The following is a 15,948-nucleotide window of genomic DNA, read 5'->3' as shown; positions in this document are numbered from 1 at the left end:
CGAGTGCTTGCATTTTTCCCTTGCGGGTCTGTCAATTGAAGGTGAAAACTGAGCCGATACCTGTACATTCTGCCAATCGGTGCGATTATCGCCCGCAACCTCGAGGCCTGGATTGAAGTGATGAACAAGCCTGACCTGCCTTCGATTCCGGTGTTCAAGCTCTACGGTGAAAGCCTGGACTGGCCGACCCCTGACTTGCTGCACTGTGAAACCATTTCCAAACGCAGCCGCGAACATCAATGGGAAATCAAACCCCACCGCCACGCCGATTTGTGCCAGTTACTCTTCGTTTTCAAAGGTCAGGCAGAGCTTGAAATCGAAGGTCAACGCACGCAGCTCAACGAACCCGCCATTCAAGTCCTGCCACCGTTGTCGGTGCATGGCTTTCGTTTTTCCGAGGACGTCGAAGGTTTTGTCGTCACCCTCGCCAATCCGTTGATCCACCACCTGCAGGCGCAACTGGGCAATTCGGTGCACGCCCTGGCCCAGGCCGAGCACTACCCGGCGGGCAAGGATGCGCAGTACCTGAACAGTCTGTTTTCTGCGTTGCAGGCCGAGTACAACGGCCATCAACCTGCGCGGGAAATGCTCATGCATTCGCTGGTCAGCGTGATCATGGTCTGGGTCAGCCGTCAGGCGCTCGTGCGCCACAATGCCAGCCAGCGGCCGCAACGCCAGCGCGAATACCTCAACGGTTTCATTCAATTGGTGGAAGAGACGTACCGCCAGCATGTGAAGGTCGAAGACCTCGCTCATCGCCTCGGTATCTCGGTCTCGCACCTCAACGGTACTTGCCGGGAACTGGCAGGGCAGCCAGCGCTGCAGATAATGCACGAACGCCAGTTACTGGAAGCCAAACGTTTGCTGACGTACACCAGCATGACCATTTACGAGATGTCGGAGCTGTTGGGGTTTTCCGATCCGACCAACTTCACGCGCCTGTTCCGGCGCCGGGTGGGGATTTCGCCAAAGGCGTTTCGTGACCGGCTGAAGGCCGATCAGTGATCGTGTAAACGCTGCAAAGTCCTGTGGGAGCGAGCAGGCTCGCTCCCACAGGTTCGCATTCCAGCCAAGGTCGATCAGCGCAACGCATTGAGCGTCGCGTTGTGCGGAATGCAGCGCTCGAAATTGCAGCTCGCATACTCGCGGGGCAGCTGTCGCAGTTGCTCGACCCGCCAGGCCGCAGTGCCGTACAGCGCCAGTGTGGCGGCGCAGGTGATGAAAATCGCGAAGTACCTTCTTGTTCTGATGTTCATGGCGTGGACCTCTGAACGCATACCCTGCGGTATTACTTTCAGCATAGGTCAGCGGCACAGAGTTTCCAGCCACGGCGCCCGCGTAGGTGACATCCCATTCAGAATACGGATAACACCCTGGGGGAATCGGATTTACAGGCCCATATCCCATTCGGGATTTTCCGGGAATCGTTCGACGAGAAAATCCAGCATGCTGCGCAGCGCCGCTGGCATGTGCTTGCGCGAGGCGTACACCGCGTAGATGTTCATCTGCCGCGGCTCGGCGTCGGGCAACAGGCGCACCAGTTCACCGGCATGCACGTGCACCCCGGCCTGATAGGTCGGCAGCATCGCCACGCCTGCACCGGCCAGCGTGGCGCGCAACAGGGTGCTGGCCTCGTTGGCGCTGATGTTGCCTTGCACCGGCACCGACACCGGTTCGCCGTGCTCTTCGAAATGCCACAGGCTCTTGCCGAAATACGAGTGGGTCAGGCAATTGTGCCGGCTCAGGTCCTCGACCCGTTGTGGTGGCGGATTGTCCCGCAGGTAGGCGGGCGCGGCGCAGACCAGCGATCGGCACACCGTCAGGCGCCGGGCGATCAGGTTCGGGTCCAGGTCATTGCTGGTGCGGATCGCCAGATCGATGCGCTCATCCACCAGGTTCACCGTGCGGTCGAGCATCTGCATGTCGATGCTGACCCCGGGGTAGCGCTTGACGTACGCCGCCATGGCATCGGCCAGTTGCGCCTGGCCGAACGAGGTACTGACGCTGATGCGCAGCAGCCCGCGCGGTGCGTCGTGGGGTTCGCTGACCGCCGCCTGCATGTCGCTGGAGAGTTCGAGCATCTGCCGGCAGCGCGGCAGGATCTCGCTGCCAGCGGCCGTCAGGCTCAACTTGCGTGTGGTGCGGTGCATCAGGCGCGCGCCGACCCAGTCCTCCAGCTCCGCCAGATAGCGCGACACCACCGGTCGCGACAGGTCCAGATGATCGGCCGCGGCCGACTGGCTGCCGAGGTCGACTACCGTGACAAACACCCGCATTGCTTGAAGACGATCCATGATTTGCCCGCTTTCAGAAACAAACTATGTTCAAGCATCGCATTTTTTGTACCGAGTCAGGCAACTAAGCTCTGTCCCATCGCCAAACACGGCATTCAGACAACGGAGCAACAGATGATCGGCTTCACTACCCTCAAGCGCGTTTTGCTGGCCACCGCCACCCTCGGTTTCGCGGCCCACGCCGCTGCCGCCAACCTGAGCCTGGATGTCTACAACCCTGGCACTCAGGCGATTTTTCCGGTGACCTCGGTGTTGGTCAGCGGCGAGAAAGACGCGATTCTGGTCGATGCCCAATTCGGCAAGGCCCAGGCCGAGCAGGTGGTGGAAAAGATCCGCGCCAGCGGCAAACACCTGACCACCATTTACATCAGCCACGGTGATCCGGATTACTACTTCGGCCTCGACACCCTGACCAAAGCCTTCCCGGATGCCGAAGTGCTGGCCTCGCAACCGACCGTGGATCACATCAACAAAACCGTCGAAGGCAAGCTCGCTTTCTGGGGCCCGAAAATGGGCGCCGACGTGCCGGCCAAAACCATCGTGCCGGGCGTGCTCAAGGGCGACAGCCTGATGCTCGAAGGGCAGAAACTGCAGGTGGTGGGTCTTGAAGGCAAACAGCCGGATCGCAGCTTCGTGTGGATTCCGTCGCTCAAGGCCGTGGTCGGTGGCGTCGTGGTGGCCGAGAACATCCATGTGTGGATGGCTGATACCCAGACCGCGCAATCCCACGCCGACTGGCTGGAAACCCTGCACTCGATCGAAACCCTGAAGCCGAAAACCGTGGTGCCGGGTCACTACCTGGGCGAGAGCAGCCGCTCACTGGCCAGCGTGAAATTCACCGCCGACTACATTAAGGCTTTCGACGCCGAAACCGCCAAGGCCAAGGATTCCGCCGCACTGATCAAAGCCATGCACAAGCGCTACCCGAAACTCGGCGAAGAAAGCTCGCTGGAGCTGAGCGCCAAAGTCGCCAAGGGCGAAATGCAGTGGTAAGCCGATTCTGAAAACGCAGCACTCTCAAGCCAACTGGAGAATGTCATGAGCAAGATCGCAATCATTGGTGCCACCGGCCGTGCCGGTAGCCAACTGCTGGAAGAAGCCCTGCGTCGCGGCCATAGCGTGACCGCTATCGCCCGTGATACCTCGAAGATCGGCGCGCGTGCCGGTGTGGTCAGCAAGAATGTCGATGTGCTGGATTCGGCAGCGCTGCAAGCTGCAGTGGCCGGTCACGACGTGGTGATCAGCGCCGCGCATTTCGCCACCGTACCCGCCAGTGCTGTGGTCGGGCCGGTGAAGCAGGCGGGCGTGCAGCGTCTGTTGGTGGTCGGCGGTGCCGGTTCGCTGTTGCTGCCGGACGACACCCGCGTGATCGACAGCGCAGGATTCCCGGCCGAGTACAAAACCGAGGCCAGCGCTGGCGCGGCATTCCTCGATGCGTTGCGTCAGGAGAAGGATCTTGACTGGACCTTTCTGTCGCCGTCGGCAGAGTTTGTCGAAGGTGAGCGCACCGGCACCTTCCGTGTCGGCAAGGATCACTTGCTGGTGAGTGCCGCAGGGCGCAGCTGGATCACCTTTGCCGATTACGCGATTGCGCTGATCGACGAAGTGGAAACGCCGAAGCATTCGCGTCAGCGGTTTACTGTCGGGTATTAAGCAACGACGCAGAACAAATGTGGGAGCGGGCTTGCTCGCGAAGAGGGAGTGTCAGTCGACCTCAACGGTGAATGACACACCGTATTCGCGAGCAAGCCCGCTCCCACAGGTTTTTTGGGGTGTTTCAGCGGGTATGCGCCTGCTCCACCAGCCAGATCATCAGTTCCTCCAGCTGCGGCGAGGCTTCCACGCCCTGCGGCATCACCACGTAGTACCCCAGTCCTGTCTTCACCTTCAACTCAAACGGCATCACCAGCCGCCCGGCGCGCAGGTCATCGCCGATCAACGACCAGTCGCCAATCGCCACCCCCGTCCCGTGGGACGCCATCGACATCGCCTGATCCAGTGTTTCGAAATGCTGGCCCATGTTGACGTTGCTCAACTGCAATTCGGCGGCGGTCAGCCACACGGTCCAGTCCTGGGTATCGCGGGTCGGATGCAACAGCAGATGCTGTTGCAGATCAGCCGGCTCGGACAGCGCCGGAGGACCCTTCAATAGCGTTGGCGAACACACCGGGGTCAGTTGCTCATCAAACAGGTGCAGCGCAGTCGACGAGTTGGCCGGCGACGTGCCGTAGACCACGGCGGCATCGAATTGCTCGCGCTGAAAATCCACCCCGTGGGCCAGCGTGGTGGTCAGTTTGACCGGCACGTCCGGGCGTTCCTTCTGCCATTGCAGCAGGCGCGGCACCAGCCAGCGCATCACACAGCTGGGTGCCTTGAGCTGCAGGGTTTCGCGCTTGAGACCGATCTGCTCGGTCGCTTCGCTGATCAGGCCGAAGATTTTTTCCACCCGTGGCAGCCATTCACTCCCTTCGGCGGTCAGCTCCAGGCCTCGGGCCAGACGGATGAACAGCTCATACCCCAGATGATCCTCCAGCCCGGCGATCTGCCGGCTCACCGCACCCTGAGTGATGTGCAACTGCTCGGCTGCCCGAGTGAAGTTGCAGCACTGCGCGGTGATCAGAAACGTGTGCAGGGCGGGCAGGGGAGGCAGTCGTTTCATGTGGATCCAAGGTATGACGTGAGGACATGGCTAGTATGACTTTTAATCGATTGTTGCCGCTACCTGCCACCCGTTCAATGAGCCCATTCCACGGCCCCCTGTGGAAGCGGGCTTGCTCGCGAATGCGGTGTGTCATTGCCCATTGATGTTGGCTGACATACCGCCTTCGCGAGCAAGCCCGCTCCCACCAAGGGCTCTGTGTTTCAACCGAATATAAAGGGCAATCGACATGGCGACGTGTGGCGAAGTACTGGTCAAGTTACTCGAGGATTATGGGGTCGAGCAGGTGTTCGGCATTCCCGGCGTGCACACCGTGGAGCTGTATCGCGGGCTGGCCCGTTCGAGCATCAACCACGTCACTCCACGGCATGAACAGGGCGCCGGTTTCATGGCCGATGGCTATGCGCGCACCAGCGGCAAACCCGGTGTGTGCTTCATCATTACCGGCCCGGGCATGACCAACATCACCACCGCGATGGGCCAGGCGTATGCCGACTCGATCCCGATGCTGGTGATCTCCAGCGTACAGACGCGCAGCCAATTGGGCGGCGGTCGCGGCAAGCTCCACGAGCTGCCGAACCAGAGTGCGCTGGTCGGTGGCGTCGCTGCGTTTTCCCACACCCTGATGTCGGCGGCGGAATTGCCGGGCGTGCTGGCCCGGGCCTTCGCGCTGTTCCAGGCCGGGCGTCCGCGTCCGGTGCACATCGAAATTCCACTGGATGTTTTGGTGGAAGAAGCCGATGCGCTGCTCGCCAGTGTTGCGGTGAATATCGACCGCGCCGGGGCTGCGCCGGTGGCCGTACGGCGCATGACTGAACTGCTGGCCGGCGCCCAGCGTCCGCTGATCCTCGCCGGTGGCGGTGCCATCGATGCCGCCGCCGAACTCACCGAACTGGCCGAGCTGCTCGACGCTCCGGTGGCGCTGACCATCAACGCCAAAGGCATGCTGCCCTCCAGCCATCCGCTGCTGATCGGCTCGACGCAAAGCCTGGTCGCGACCCGCGCACTGGTGGCCGATGCCGACGTGGTGCTGGCGATCGGCACCGAGTTGGCCGAAACCGATTACGACGTGACCTTTGCCGGCGGTTTCGAGATTCCCGGCAAGTTGCTGCGCATCGACATCGACGCCGATCAGACCGTGCGCAACTATCCGCCGCACGTGGCGCTGGTCGCCGACTCGCGCAACGCCGCGCAGGCACTGCTCAGCGCGTTGTCGCATCAAGCGCTGGCCGAGCGTCGCAACGATTGGGGGCAGGTACGGGCGGCGCGTTTGCGTGATGATCTGGCCGCGACGTGGGATGCGCCAACACTGGCCCAGACGCGTTTCCTCGAAACCGTCCTGCACGAGTTGCCGGATGCAGTGTTCGTCGGCGACTCCACGCAACCGGTGTACACCGGCAATCTGACGTTCAATCCAGAACGTCCGCGCCGCTGGTTCAACTCGTCGACCGGTTACGGCACCCTCGGTTACGCCTTGCCGGCGGCAATCGGCGCATGGCTCGGCGGCAGCCTTGAGGGCGGCGTTCGCCCGCCCGTGGTGTGCCTGATCGGCGATGGCGGTCTGCAATTCACCTTGCCGGAACTGGCCAGCGCCGTCGAAGCGCGCACCCCGGTGATTATCCTGCTGTGGAATAACCAGGGTTACGAGGAGATCAAGAAGTACATGGTCAACCGTGCCATCGAGCCGGTCGGCGTCGACATCTACACCCCGGACTTCATTGGCGTCGCCAAGGCCCTGGGCTGCGCTGCCGAAGCGATCAGTTCGGTTGAGCAATTGCGCGGCGCACTGCGTGCCGCAACCGATCGTCAGGGCCCGACCCTGATCGAAATCGACCAGACCCAGTGGATGCAGGCGGTGGCCCAATGATCAATTTCCCAACCACACTCGACGGCCTGTACATCAACGGCCAATGGTCGGCCGGTCGCGAGCATCTGCGGGTGATCAACCCGGCCACCGAAGCGCTGCTGACCACGGTTAATGGCGGTGATGAGCACGCGGTCGACCAGGCGGTGAGCGCTGCCACTGCGGCGTTCAAGGAGTGGTCGCAAACCACCGGTGCCGAGCGCGGCGCAATCCTGCGCAACATTGCCAACGGCGTACGCAACGGTCGTGATCACTTGATGCAGTTGCAGTCGAGCAACAACGGCAAACCGCAATTCGAAGCGGCGATCGACGTCGACGACGTGATCGCTACCTTCGAGTACTACGCCGAGTTGGCCGAAGGTCTCGACGCCAGACAGGACAGCAACGTGGCGCTGCCCAGCGACGATTTCAGCGCACGTTTGCGCCGCGAACCGTGCGGTGTGGTCGGGCTGATCGTGCCGTGGAATTTCCCGATGGTCACCACCGCATGGAAACTTGCACCGGCGCTGGCTGCCGGCTGCTGCGTGGTGCTCAAACCGTCGGAAGTCACGCCGCTGCCGGAGCTGGAACTGGCGGCGATCATCGCTGAATCCGGCCTGCCCAAAGGCGTGTTCAACCTGGTCTGCGGCACCGGCCTGGCGGTCGGTGCACCGCTCTCGGCTGACCCGCGTATCGCCAGGATTTCCTTCACCGGCAGCAACGCCGTCGGCGTGCAGGTGATGCAGCGCGCCGCGGAAACCGTGAAAGGCGTGAGCCTGGAACTGGGCGGCAAATCTTCGCTGCTGGTGCTGGCCGATGCCGATCTGGAACTGGCGGTGGAGCTGGCTTGCGGCGGCGGTTTTTTCAACGCCGGGCAGATGTGCTCGGCCACCAGTCGGGTGCTGGTCGCCGATGAGCTGGCCGAAGAGTTTCTTGAACGCCTGAAAAAACGTGCGCAAGCGATTCGCGTGGCTGACCCGTTCGACCCGGAGGTGGAGATGGGCGCGCTGGTGAATCAGGCGCAATACCAGCGCGTGCTTGGCCACATCGACCGAGGCTTGAGTGCCGGGGCCAGGCTGCTGTGCGGCGGCAATCGTCCGGCGGATCTGCCGCGAGGATATTTTTTGCAGCCGACTGTGTTCACCGACGTGCCCCTCGACAGTGCGCTGTGGTGCGAAGAGATTTTCGGCCCGGTGCTGTGCGTGCGCAGTTTCAGCAGCGAAGCCGAGGCGATCGCCCTGGCCAACGACAGCCAGTTCGGGCTGGTCGCCAGTGTGGTGACGCGTAACGCCGAGACCGCCGACCGGGTCGCCAACGCCCTGCAGGCGGGGCTTGTGTGGCTCAACGCGCCGCAAGTGATCTTCCCGCAGACGGCGTGGGGCGGCTACAAGCAGAGCAGCATCGGCCGCGAATTGGGGCCGTGGGGCCTGGCTGCTTTTCAGGAAATCAAACACGTGATCCGGGCGCTCTGAATGCCCGAAAACGGTGAGCGCATGCCTCGCAACGAGGCATGCGTGGGTGTCATGGCTTCGATGAGTTTTTATCGATAGTCAGGTGTATTGCACGACCTCAGGATGAACCCGTCGGCAGCGCTGCAGGCCTTTGAAAACAAGGGCTGCAGCGGATCCGGCCGCGCGGATGCAACGGTTGCGACCAACCTCATACTTAAAAGAACAAAGGGAGTCCTTCATGGGCGAGCATGATCTGAACAGGCGTCAATTCATTAAAACCGTCGGCGTCGCCTCGGTAGCGGCGGCGGCCCTGAGCATGCCCTTCATCCGGGCCAGCGCCAGTGACACGCGTTTTGCCGGCAAGACCCTGCGTTTACTGACTTGGTCGGATGACACTGGCCTCGCCGCACTGCGCAACATTGCCGCCACGTTCGAAGCCAAGACCGGCGCCAAGGTCATCGCCGACCGCACTGGCAGCACCTCGGAAATGGTCGCCAAACTCAAGGCCGGCGGTGACCGTGCGCAGTACGACATCATCACTCTGGCCGGGGTCGGTGCCGAAGGCCTGGCCGCCGCCGGGCTGCTGGAAAAACCTGACCTCAACCGCATTCCCAACCTGATCGACGTACCGGAAAAGTACCGCACCGGGGCTAACGGCCACGGCATCGGTTACCTGCTGTGGTGCAACAGCCTGGTCTACAGCACCCGCACCCTCAAACAGGCGCCGGACAGTTACGCCGCGTTGTGGGACGCCGATCTGGCACCGAATATTTTCCTGCCGCCGCCGAACTGGACCGAGGCCATGGACTTGATCATCATCGCCGCGAAACTGGCGGGCGGTGACGAACACAACATCGAACCGGGCTTCAAGAAACTCGCCGAGCTGAAGGATCGTGTGGTCACCCTGGGCGAAAACCCGAACCAGATTGCCGAGCTGTTCCGCACCGGCTCGCTGGACATGGGCGGCTTGTACGCACCGGCATTCTTCCCCAAGCAGATCCGCGATCCGAACTACGGCCTCGGTGCCACGTTCGGCATGAAGGAAGGTTTCTACACCGACCTGATGCTCTCGGTGATGCCGAAGAACCGTCCGGGCGACACCGATCTGGCCTACGCCTTCATCGACCACTCTCTCGACCCGCTGGTGCAGGGCAAGATGGCCGAAGACATCTTCAACGGCCCGGTCAACGCCAAGGCAATCATCTCCGCCGAAGCACGCAAGAGCCCGTACATCCTCACGCCGGAGCAGATTGCCGAGAAGGCGATCATGCACGACAACGCCTTCCTGGCCACCGTGCATGACCAATGGATTCGTCGTTACACGGAAATTTTTTCTTCCTGACGCCGACCCTCCAGACACCACAGATCCCCTGTGGGAGCGGGCTTGCTCGCGAATGCAATCTGTCAGTCGCCAAAGTGTTTGACTGATCCACCGCTTTCGCGAGCAAGCCTGCTCCCACAGGAGACTGAGGTGTTTGGGAGATTCGCTTTCCATTGACGAGATCATTGCTATGGAACATCAATCCCTGACCCAACCGGTCGGCGCCGCTGACGTGCGACCGGCGCGCGGTATTTCGCCGACCGCCCGGGCGTGGTTTTTCCTCACGCCGTCGATGCTGTTTCTCGGTGTGCTGATCGCCGCCAGTCTGCTGGTGCTGCGCATGAGTGTCGGCACCAAAGGCGCGGAGTGGAGCGGGTTCAGCCTCGCCAGCTACGCGCAATTGCTGGAACCCTATTTCCTCAAGTCGCTGCTGCTGACCCTGCGCCTGGCGTTGATCAGTGCGGTGATCGCCGTGCTGCTGGCGATCCCGGTGGCGTACACCATGTCGCGGCTGACCTCGCCGTTCGTGCGGCGGATTTTCCTCGCGGCGGTGTTATTGCCGTTGCTGGTCAACCTGCTGCTGCAAAGCTATGGCTGGCTGGTGATTCTCGGCCCGGGCGGGATGCTCAACCAGACGCTGATGGGCCTGGGCCTGATCAAGCGTCCGATCATGTTGCTGTACAACCAGAACGGCGTGCTGATGGGCCTGGTGCAAACCGCATTTCCGCTGGCCGTGCTGCCGATTGCCAGCGCCATGCGCGGCGTCGCCCGCACTTACGAAGAGGCCGCCGCAACGCTGGGCGCCAGTCGTTTTCAGGTGTTCCGTCAGGTGGTGTTGCCGATGAGTCTGCCGGGGATCATTACCGGGGCGACGCTGGTGTTCGCCTACAACGCCAGCAGTTTTGTCGTGCCGTTGCTGCTCGGTGGCCGCCGTGTGCCGATGCTCGCGGTGATGGTGCATGACCAGATCGCGCCGCTGATGAACTGGCCCGCCGCGTCGGCGGCCGGGGTGGTGCTGATCGTCACCACGCTGGCGATCATGACCCTGTCCGAATACATCACCGGCCGTCGTCGGCGCCTGCTGGAGGCTTCGCAATGAGTACCCTGACCAAGAAGCGCATGGCGCTGTTGCCCGGCGACACCGGCAAGTTCGCCGGGATCCTTTCCGGGTTCATTCTGCTGCTGGCGGTGTTGCCGATCCTGACCATGATCGTGATGTCGTTCAGCGGTGCGTCGAACCTCGACTTCCCGCCGAGCAGCTACAGCCTGCAATGGTACAAAGCGGCCTGGCACACCTTCGTTTCGCCGGACGCCAGCGATGTGCTGAGCCTCGGTCAGGCGATGGCCACCAGCCTGCTGGTGTCGTGCCTGACCATGCTGTTTGCCACGCTGATCGCGGTGCCCGCCGCCTACGCACTGACCCGCTGCGAGTTCCGCGGCAAAGCCGTGGCGCTGCAACTGATGTCACTGCCGCTGGTGTTTCCGATGGTGGTGTTGGGCCTGGCGTTGTTGCTGGTGTTCGACAGTCTGCCGTTCCACCTGACCACCTCGCGGCTGGTGATTGCCCACGTGATTCTGGCGCTGCCGTTCGTGGTGAAAAACTGCACCGCCGCGATGCTCTCCATCGGCAGTGAAGTCGAAGAGGCCGCGCGGATGCTCGGCGCCTCGCCGCTGCGGGCGATTGTCGACGTGGTGGTGCCGTTGATGAAGTCGGGGATTCTGGCGGGGATGCTGCTGGCATTCATCGTCTCGTTCAACGAATTCACCGTGACCTATTTCCTCTACACCATCGACGTCATGACCGTGCCGATCTGGATGTACAGCCGCACCGTGTCATCGCTCGACCCTACCGTGTTCTCGTTTGCCGTGCTGATCGTGCTGATCGACTTCGTCCTGATCTGGGCGCTGGAGAAGCTGGTGGGCGAGGGCGGCGTTTCCTTTTGATTTGAGGTGCAACATGACTGGTCTGATTCTGGAAAACGTCGAGAAATTCTACGGCTCGGCTTGCGCGGTACAAGACGTCAACCTGCATTTGCCGGAAGGCAAACTGGTGTGTTTTCTCGGCCCGTCGGGCTGTGGCAAAACCACCTTGCTGCGGATGATCGCCGGGCTGGAAACTCTCACTGGCGGCGAGATTCGCCTCGATGGCGAGAACATCGGCCACACCCCGGCGCACCTGCGTAACTTCGGCATGGTGTTTCAGTCGCTGGCGCTGTTCCCGCACATGACCGTCGGCGAAAACATTGCCTATCCGCTGAAACTGCGCGGTGTGAGCAAGGCCGAGCAGCAGGCGCGGGTGGTGGAACTGCTGGAGCTGATCCAGTTGCAAGCGATGATCGACCGGCCGGTGGCGAAGCTTTCCGGTGGGCAGCGGCAGCGGGTGGCGATTGCCCGGGCCATCGCCTCGCGGCCGAAAATTCTTCTGCTCGACGAACCGCTGTCGGCACTGGACGCCAAGCTGCGCGAGTCGATGCAGGTGGAAATCCGCCAACTGCAACAGCGCTTGAACATCACCACGATCATGGTTACCCACGACCAGCGCGAAGCCATGACCATGGCCGACATCGTCGTGGTGTTGGGTGAGCACAAGGTGCAGCAGGTGGGCACGCCGATCGAAATCTACCGGCATCCGGCCAACGAGTTCGTTGCCGACTTCATCGGCTCGGGCAACATTTTCCCGGCCACGGCGCTGGGCGATGGCAAGGTCAGCCTGCCGGGCGGTGACGCGCTGCAAGTGCCGATCTGCAGCAGCATCGTGGTGGGGCAGAAGGTGAAAATGCTGATTCGCCCCGAAGACCTGCAACTGTCCGCGCCACAGGCGACGGCGGGCAATCGCTTGCTGGGCAAGGTGACGTTCGTGCGCGACATCGGCGCGACCATCGAGACCACGGTGGAGTGTTCCGGGGTGACGTTCACGGCGTTGAGCACGCCGTGTCAGGGGATTGGATTGGGGATCGGGCATCCGGTGTCGGTGACGTTGCCGAGCGAGGCGTGTCGGGTGTTGGGGGCTTGATCCGGATTTGTTGGTGGCCTCACTGACCTCTTCGCGAGCAAGCCCGCTCCCACAGGGGATTTGCGTCGGTCACAGATCCAATGTGGGAGCGGGCTTGCTCGCGAAAGCGTCAGTCGATACAGCGCAATATCCGGATCAGACAGAAAGCCGCAACCGCGCCAGATCCCTTAACGGCGGCGCACCAAACAAGCGGCTGTACTCGCGGCTGAACTGCGACGGGCTTTCATACCCCACTCGATACCCCGCGGCCGACGCTTCCAGCCCTTCGGTCAGCATCAGGCGTCGCGCTTCCTGCAGGCGCAACTGCTTCTGATATTGCAGCGGACTCATCGCGGTCATTGCCTTGAAGCGGTGATGCAGGGTCGAGACGCTGAGGTTCACTTCCTTCGCCAGATCATCGATGCGCAGCGGTTGCTCGAAGTTGCCGTTGAGCCATTTGATCGCCTGGCTGATGCGGTGGCTCTGGCTGTTGGCAATCGCGATCTCATACAAACGATGGCCCTGCGGACTGCGCAGCAGGCGGTAGAGAATCTCCCGGCGAATCAACGGCGCGAGCATGGCGATGTCTTTCGGGGAGTCGAGCAACCGCGCCAGGCGCAGCACTGCATCGAGCATCGCGCTGTCGATCTGCTCGACATACAGGCCACGCCCGGTCGGTCGGGTTGGCACACCCATCGGGCCGGCGTCGGCGATCAGCGCGGTGATTTCGGCCGGGTCGATGTCCAGGCGCACGGCGAGGATCGGATCCTCTGGCGAGACATTCACGACCCGTCCGCTGAGGGGCATCGAGACCGAGACCACCAGGTAATTCAGCGGGTCGTAATTGAAGTATTCATCCGCCAGCCGCACCTCTTTGCGGCCCTGAGCCATGATGCACAGCGCCGGTTGCGCCAGCACCGGGGCAAAGTCGTGGGACTGGGTGTGGCGCGACATGAACAGCGAGCCGATGGCGGTCTGGTAACTGCCGTCGTCCGTGGTGTTGCGGCGGATGATCGCCGCCAGTTCTGCACGCTGTTTCTCCATGTCGGCATCGGGCGGGGTTTGGAAACGATCGAATGACGTCATGCACGGCATCCTCGGCAAGGGAGGTGGAATGGGGCAGAGCATAAGTTTGTGCAAGCGCAAGCGGTAGACACATCCTGTCAAATGCTTGCCTGATTCTGCATCGGCTTGCCGGCGTGCTCAGCCATAGCAGGACGCGGGCCATTAAACTTGCTTGAAACCGGTATGACAGCTGTGTGACAGGTTTTTACCCGGTGTAGCAGGGTGTGTCTGCAGTCTCGCAGGATTGTGCAACGCAGAGGCAGGAATCGACTAACGGCGCAGTGTGTTCGGCCCTTAACCTTGGATCCTGTCGCAGCCCGTCCCCCGGCTGCCACGCGACTCCCTGGGAGGGTTGAACATGTCCAAGCAGATTCCCGTCAGTCATATGGCCTTCGTTCGAGCGCGCGCCGGACGCTCCGCCGAACTGGGTGTACGCCTCAGTACCTTGATCGAACCGTCGCGCACCGCCCCCGGTTGCCTGAGCTTTGCCCTGCAGCATTCGCAATGTGATCCGGACTTGTGGCTGGTCTCCGGTTTCTGGAGCCATCAACAGGCGATGACGGCGTATTTCAACAGTCCGTCGATGCAGGTCTTTGCCGAACTGGTCCAGGACCTGGTGGTCAACAGCCTGGATTTCCACACGTTCAAAGAGGTGTCGGCGGCCCAGGCGTTGGGACAATGCCCTGCACCGATACACAAACTTGCCGGTTGAGGGTTTAATGTCCGGCTTATTCATCTGAGCCGGGATGTGTGCCATGGCACGTAAAGAGTTCGAACACTTCGAAGCAGTCTCCGCAGTCGTCCCCGTCGAGTTGGGCGGCAACAAGGGTTATCACGCGGCAATCGCGGTCAAGGCCCTGGTCGATGGCGGTGCGCCACGCTTTCACAAACTGCTGGGTGATCAGGTGTTCCCTGGCGCCATCGCTGCCGATGAGGCAGCTACCCAAGAGCTGGACCGTCTGCAGGGCGTCACTGATGACGCCGAGCTGATCTGGTAACTGCGTTTATTTGCCGGCGCCCGGGCGCCACATCTTGAACAAGGCCTCTGGCCCCAACTGGAAATAATCCGCCGGGCCGCCGCCGCGCAGAATCGGTTCTGCCGCGGCGGTGTCGTAGATCCCGTCCTTCAACAGCCACTTGGCGATATGCACGGCGACCACTTCGCCGAGTATCAACCAGCTCGGCACGGTTTCGCCATTGGCGCGCTGCAACTGAATGATCTGCGTGACCTTGCACTCGAAGGACACCGGGCTTTCGGCCACCCGTGGCACCGCAATCACCTTCGACGCCACGGGCGTCAGTCCCGCCAATTCAAACTCGTTGACCTCAGGTGCGACCATTGCGCAGCTCTGGTTCATCTGCTCGGCCAGTGGCCGGGTGGCGAGGTTCCAGGCGAATTCACCGGTCTGCTCGATGTTGTTCAAGCTGTCTTTGCGCCCGACACTGGAAAAACCAATGATCGGCGGAATGTAGTTGAACGCGTTGAAGAAGCTGTAAGGCGCCAGGTTCAACCGGCCATGGGCATCCTGCGAAGAGATCCAGCCGATGGGACGCGGGCCGACGATGGCGTTGAACGGATCGTGGGGCAGGCCGTGGCCGTGGGCGGGTTCGTAGAAGTGGATGTCATCGGACATGGCAGGGGTTCCTGGAGGGCGTTCGTAGACGGCTAATAGTGCAAGTCTGAAACAGCATTTTCCAGTCACGCAAAGATATTCCAGTTGATGCAATTTCCCTTGTGGGAGCGGGCTTGCTCGCGAATGCAATCTTTCAGTTGCCACAGTGGTTGACTGACCCACCGCTTTCGCGAGCAAGCCCGCTCCCACTGGGGATATTTGTGATGCCCCAGAAATGACTAAGCCCGGCCGAAGCCGGGCTGTGGGGAGACTGCCGATGATCAGCTGATGGCTGCAGCAGTACCGGTTTTGTCGAAACCGTCAGAGGCAATGGCGGCTGCGGTGCCAGTCTTGTCAAAGCCATCGGCAGCCACGGTTTTGCCGATGTTGGTTTTGTCGAAACCGTCAGCGGCGTAAGTGCCCGAATGGCTGGTTTCAATGGCGGCGCTGGCGCCGGAAATGAAGTCGGCCGATTTGGTTTTGTCCGAGCCATCGGCGGCGAAGGTGTTGGCGGCCAGTACGGACAGGGTCAGGGCGAGGATCAGTTTGGTTTTCATGTTGGTTACTCCGGATTCGTTGGCGATGTGTTTTGCTTGGATTGAATGCTACGCCAAATAAATTGATTAAAAAGCGCAAATTAATGCTAAAAACAATCGATTAAATTGATATTAAGGGCGGCGCATTAATTGGCTTCCCATGCCGGGAGCGAA

17 protein-coding genes are annotated in these 15,948 nt (G+C 61.6%); 11 read left to right on the top strand and 6 right to left on the bottom strand.

The genetic code is table 11. The features are described from left to right. The first annotated feature begins 120 nt into the window (after positions 1 to 120). Positions 121 to 1,005 (top strand): helix-turn-helix domain-containing protein, encoded by an 885-nt coding sequence (locus tag AC0J41_RS20165; RefSeq protein ID WP_025111667.1) that lies wholly within the window; start codon positions 121 to 123, stop codon positions 1,003 to 1,005. 74 nt (positions 1,006 to 1,079) lie between these two features. Here AC0J41_RS20165 and AC0J41_RS20160 read toward each other — a convergent pair whose 3' ends face one another. Continuing rightward, positions 1,080 to 1,256 carry a hypothetical protein gene (locus tag AC0J41_RS20160; protein ID WP_007964044.1) on the bottom strand — a complete coding sequence of 59 codons (177 nt, stop codon included), beginning with the start codon at positions 1,254 to 1,256 and terminating at the stop codon, positions 1,080 to 1,082. Between the two features lie 132 nt (positions 1,257 to 1,388). Further along, positions 1,389 to 2,294, bottom strand: a complete 906-nt coding sequence (locus AC0J41_RS20155) for a LysR family transcriptional regulator (protein WP_218187652.1) — start codon at positions 2,292 to 2,294, stop codon at positions 1,389 to 1,391. A gap of 114 nt (positions 2,295 to 2,408) precedes the next feature. On the opposite strand from AC0J41_RS20155, the gene AC0J41_RS20150 reads away from it, so the two are divergent. Both AC0J41_RS20150 and AC0J41_RS20145 read left to right on the top strand, forming a co-directional pair. Beyond that, positions 2,409 to 3,287 carry an MBL fold metallo-hydrolase gene (locus tag AC0J41_RS20150; RefSeq protein ID WP_025111665.1) on the top strand — a complete coding sequence of 293 codons (879 nt, stop codon included), beginning with the start codon at positions 2,409 to 2,411 and terminating at the stop codon, positions 3,285 to 3,287. Positions 3,288 to 3,332: 45 nt separating this feature from the next. Beyond that, positions 3,333 to 3,947, top strand: coding sequence for an NAD(P)-dependent oxidoreductase (locus AC0J41_RS20145; RefSeq protein WP_473013421.1), 615 nt, complete (start codon positions 3,333 to 3,335; stop codon positions 3,945 to 3,947). 124 nt (positions 3,948 to 4,071) lie between these two features. Here AC0J41_RS20145 and AC0J41_RS20140 read toward each other — a convergent pair whose 3' ends face one another. Then, positions 4,072 to 4,953 (bottom strand): LysR substrate-binding domain-containing protein, encoded by an 882-nt coding sequence (locus AC0J41_RS20140; RefSeq protein WP_473013420.1) that lies wholly within the window; start codon positions 4,951 to 4,953, stop codon positions 4,072 to 4,074. Positions 4,954 to 5,182: 229 nt separating this feature from the next. On the opposite strand from AC0J41_RS20140, the gene AC0J41_RS20135 reads away from it, so the two are divergent. From AC0J41_RS20135 to AC0J41_RS20110, 6 genes are all read left to right on the top strand, one after another. Further along, positions 5,183 to 6,820 carry a 5-guanidino-2-oxopentanoate decarboxylase gene (locus AC0J41_RS20135; protein WP_473013419.1) on the top strand — a complete coding sequence of 546 codons (1,638 nt, stop codon included), beginning with the start codon at positions 5,183 to 5,185 and terminating at the stop codon, positions 6,818 to 6,820. Then, positions 6,820 to 8,268, top strand: coding sequence for an aldehyde dehydrogenase family protein (locus AC0J41_RS20130; protein WP_473016027.1), 1,449 nt, complete (start codon positions 6,820 to 6,822; stop codon positions 8,266 to 8,268). The genes AC0J41_RS20135 and AC0J41_RS20130 overlap by 1 nt, the downstream gene beginning before the upstream one ends. A 217-nt stretch (positions 8,269 to 8,485) precedes the next feature. Beyond that, positions 8,486 to 9,589, top strand: coding sequence for an ABC transporter substrate-binding protein (locus AC0J41_RS20125; protein WP_025111660.1), 1,104 nt, complete (start codon positions 8,486 to 8,488; stop codon positions 9,587 to 9,589). 169 nt (positions 9,590 to 9,758) lie between these two features. Continuing rightward, positions 9,759 to 10,667 carry an ABC transporter permease gene (locus AC0J41_RS20120; protein WP_473013418.1) on the top strand — a complete coding sequence of 303 codons (909 nt, stop codon included), beginning with the start codon at positions 9,759 to 9,761 and terminating at the stop codon, positions 10,665 to 10,667. Continuing rightward, positions 10,664 to 11,512 (top strand): ABC transporter permease, encoded by an 849-nt coding sequence (locus AC0J41_RS20115; protein ID WP_473013417.1) that lies wholly within the window; start codon positions 10,664 to 10,666, stop codon positions 11,510 to 11,512. The genes AC0J41_RS20120 and AC0J41_RS20115 overlap by 4 nt, the downstream gene beginning before the upstream one ends. A 13-nt stretch (positions 11,513 to 11,525) precedes the next feature. Further along, positions 11,526 to 12,581: an ABC transporter ATP-binding protein gene (locus AC0J41_RS20110; protein ID WP_473013416.1), complete on the top strand. Its 1,056-nt coding sequence runs from the start codon at positions 11,526 to 11,528 to the stop codon at positions 12,579 to 12,581. A 135-nt stretch (positions 12,582 to 12,716) separates the two neighbouring features. Here AC0J41_RS20110 and AC0J41_RS20105 read toward each other — a convergent pair whose 3' ends face one another. Beyond that, entirely contained in the window at positions 12,717 to 13,646 is a 930-nt protein-coding gene (locus AC0J41_RS20105) for an AraC family transcriptional regulator (RefSeq protein ID WP_025112729.1), read from the bottom strand. Between the two features lie 337 nt (positions 13,647 to 13,983). Here AC0J41_RS20105 and AC0J41_RS20100 point away from each other — a divergent pair, with 337 nt between their 5' ends. Beyond that, a complete protein-coding gene (locus AC0J41_RS20100; protein ID WP_473013415.1) occupies positions 13,984 to 14,337 on the top strand; it encodes an antibiotic biosynthesis monooxygenase family protein in 354 nt (117 codons plus the stop codon). A gap of 43 nt (positions 14,338 to 14,380) precedes the next feature. Next, entirely contained in the window at positions 14,381 to 14,623 is a 243-nt protein-coding gene (locus AC0J41_RS20095; RefSeq protein ID WP_025112731.1) for a hypothetical protein, read from the top strand. Between the two features lie 6 nt (positions 14,624 to 14,629). Here AC0J41_RS20095 and AC0J41_RS20090 read toward each other — a convergent pair whose 3' ends face one another. Continuing rightward, the gene (locus tag AC0J41_RS20090; protein ID WP_025112732.1) at positions 14,630 to 15,259 is read right to left on the bottom strand and encodes a flavin reductase family protein; all 630 of its coding nucleotides are present in this window, start codon (positions 15,257 to 15,259) and stop codon (positions 14,630 to 14,632) included. A gap of 260 nt (positions 15,260 to 15,519) precedes the next feature. Further along, positions 15,520 to 15,795, bottom strand: a complete 276-nt coding sequence (locus tag AC0J41_RS20085; RefSeq protein ID WP_025112733.1) for a hypothetical protein — start codon at positions 15,793 to 15,795, stop codon at positions 15,520 to 15,522. Positions 15,796 to 15,948: the final 153 nt, after the last annotated feature.

This window comes from Pseudomonas sp. Arb-4-2C (genome assembly GCF_055755015.1).
Note: the sequence above shows the minus strand (reverse complement) of the source record. Positions and strands in the feature narration are given on the sequence as shown.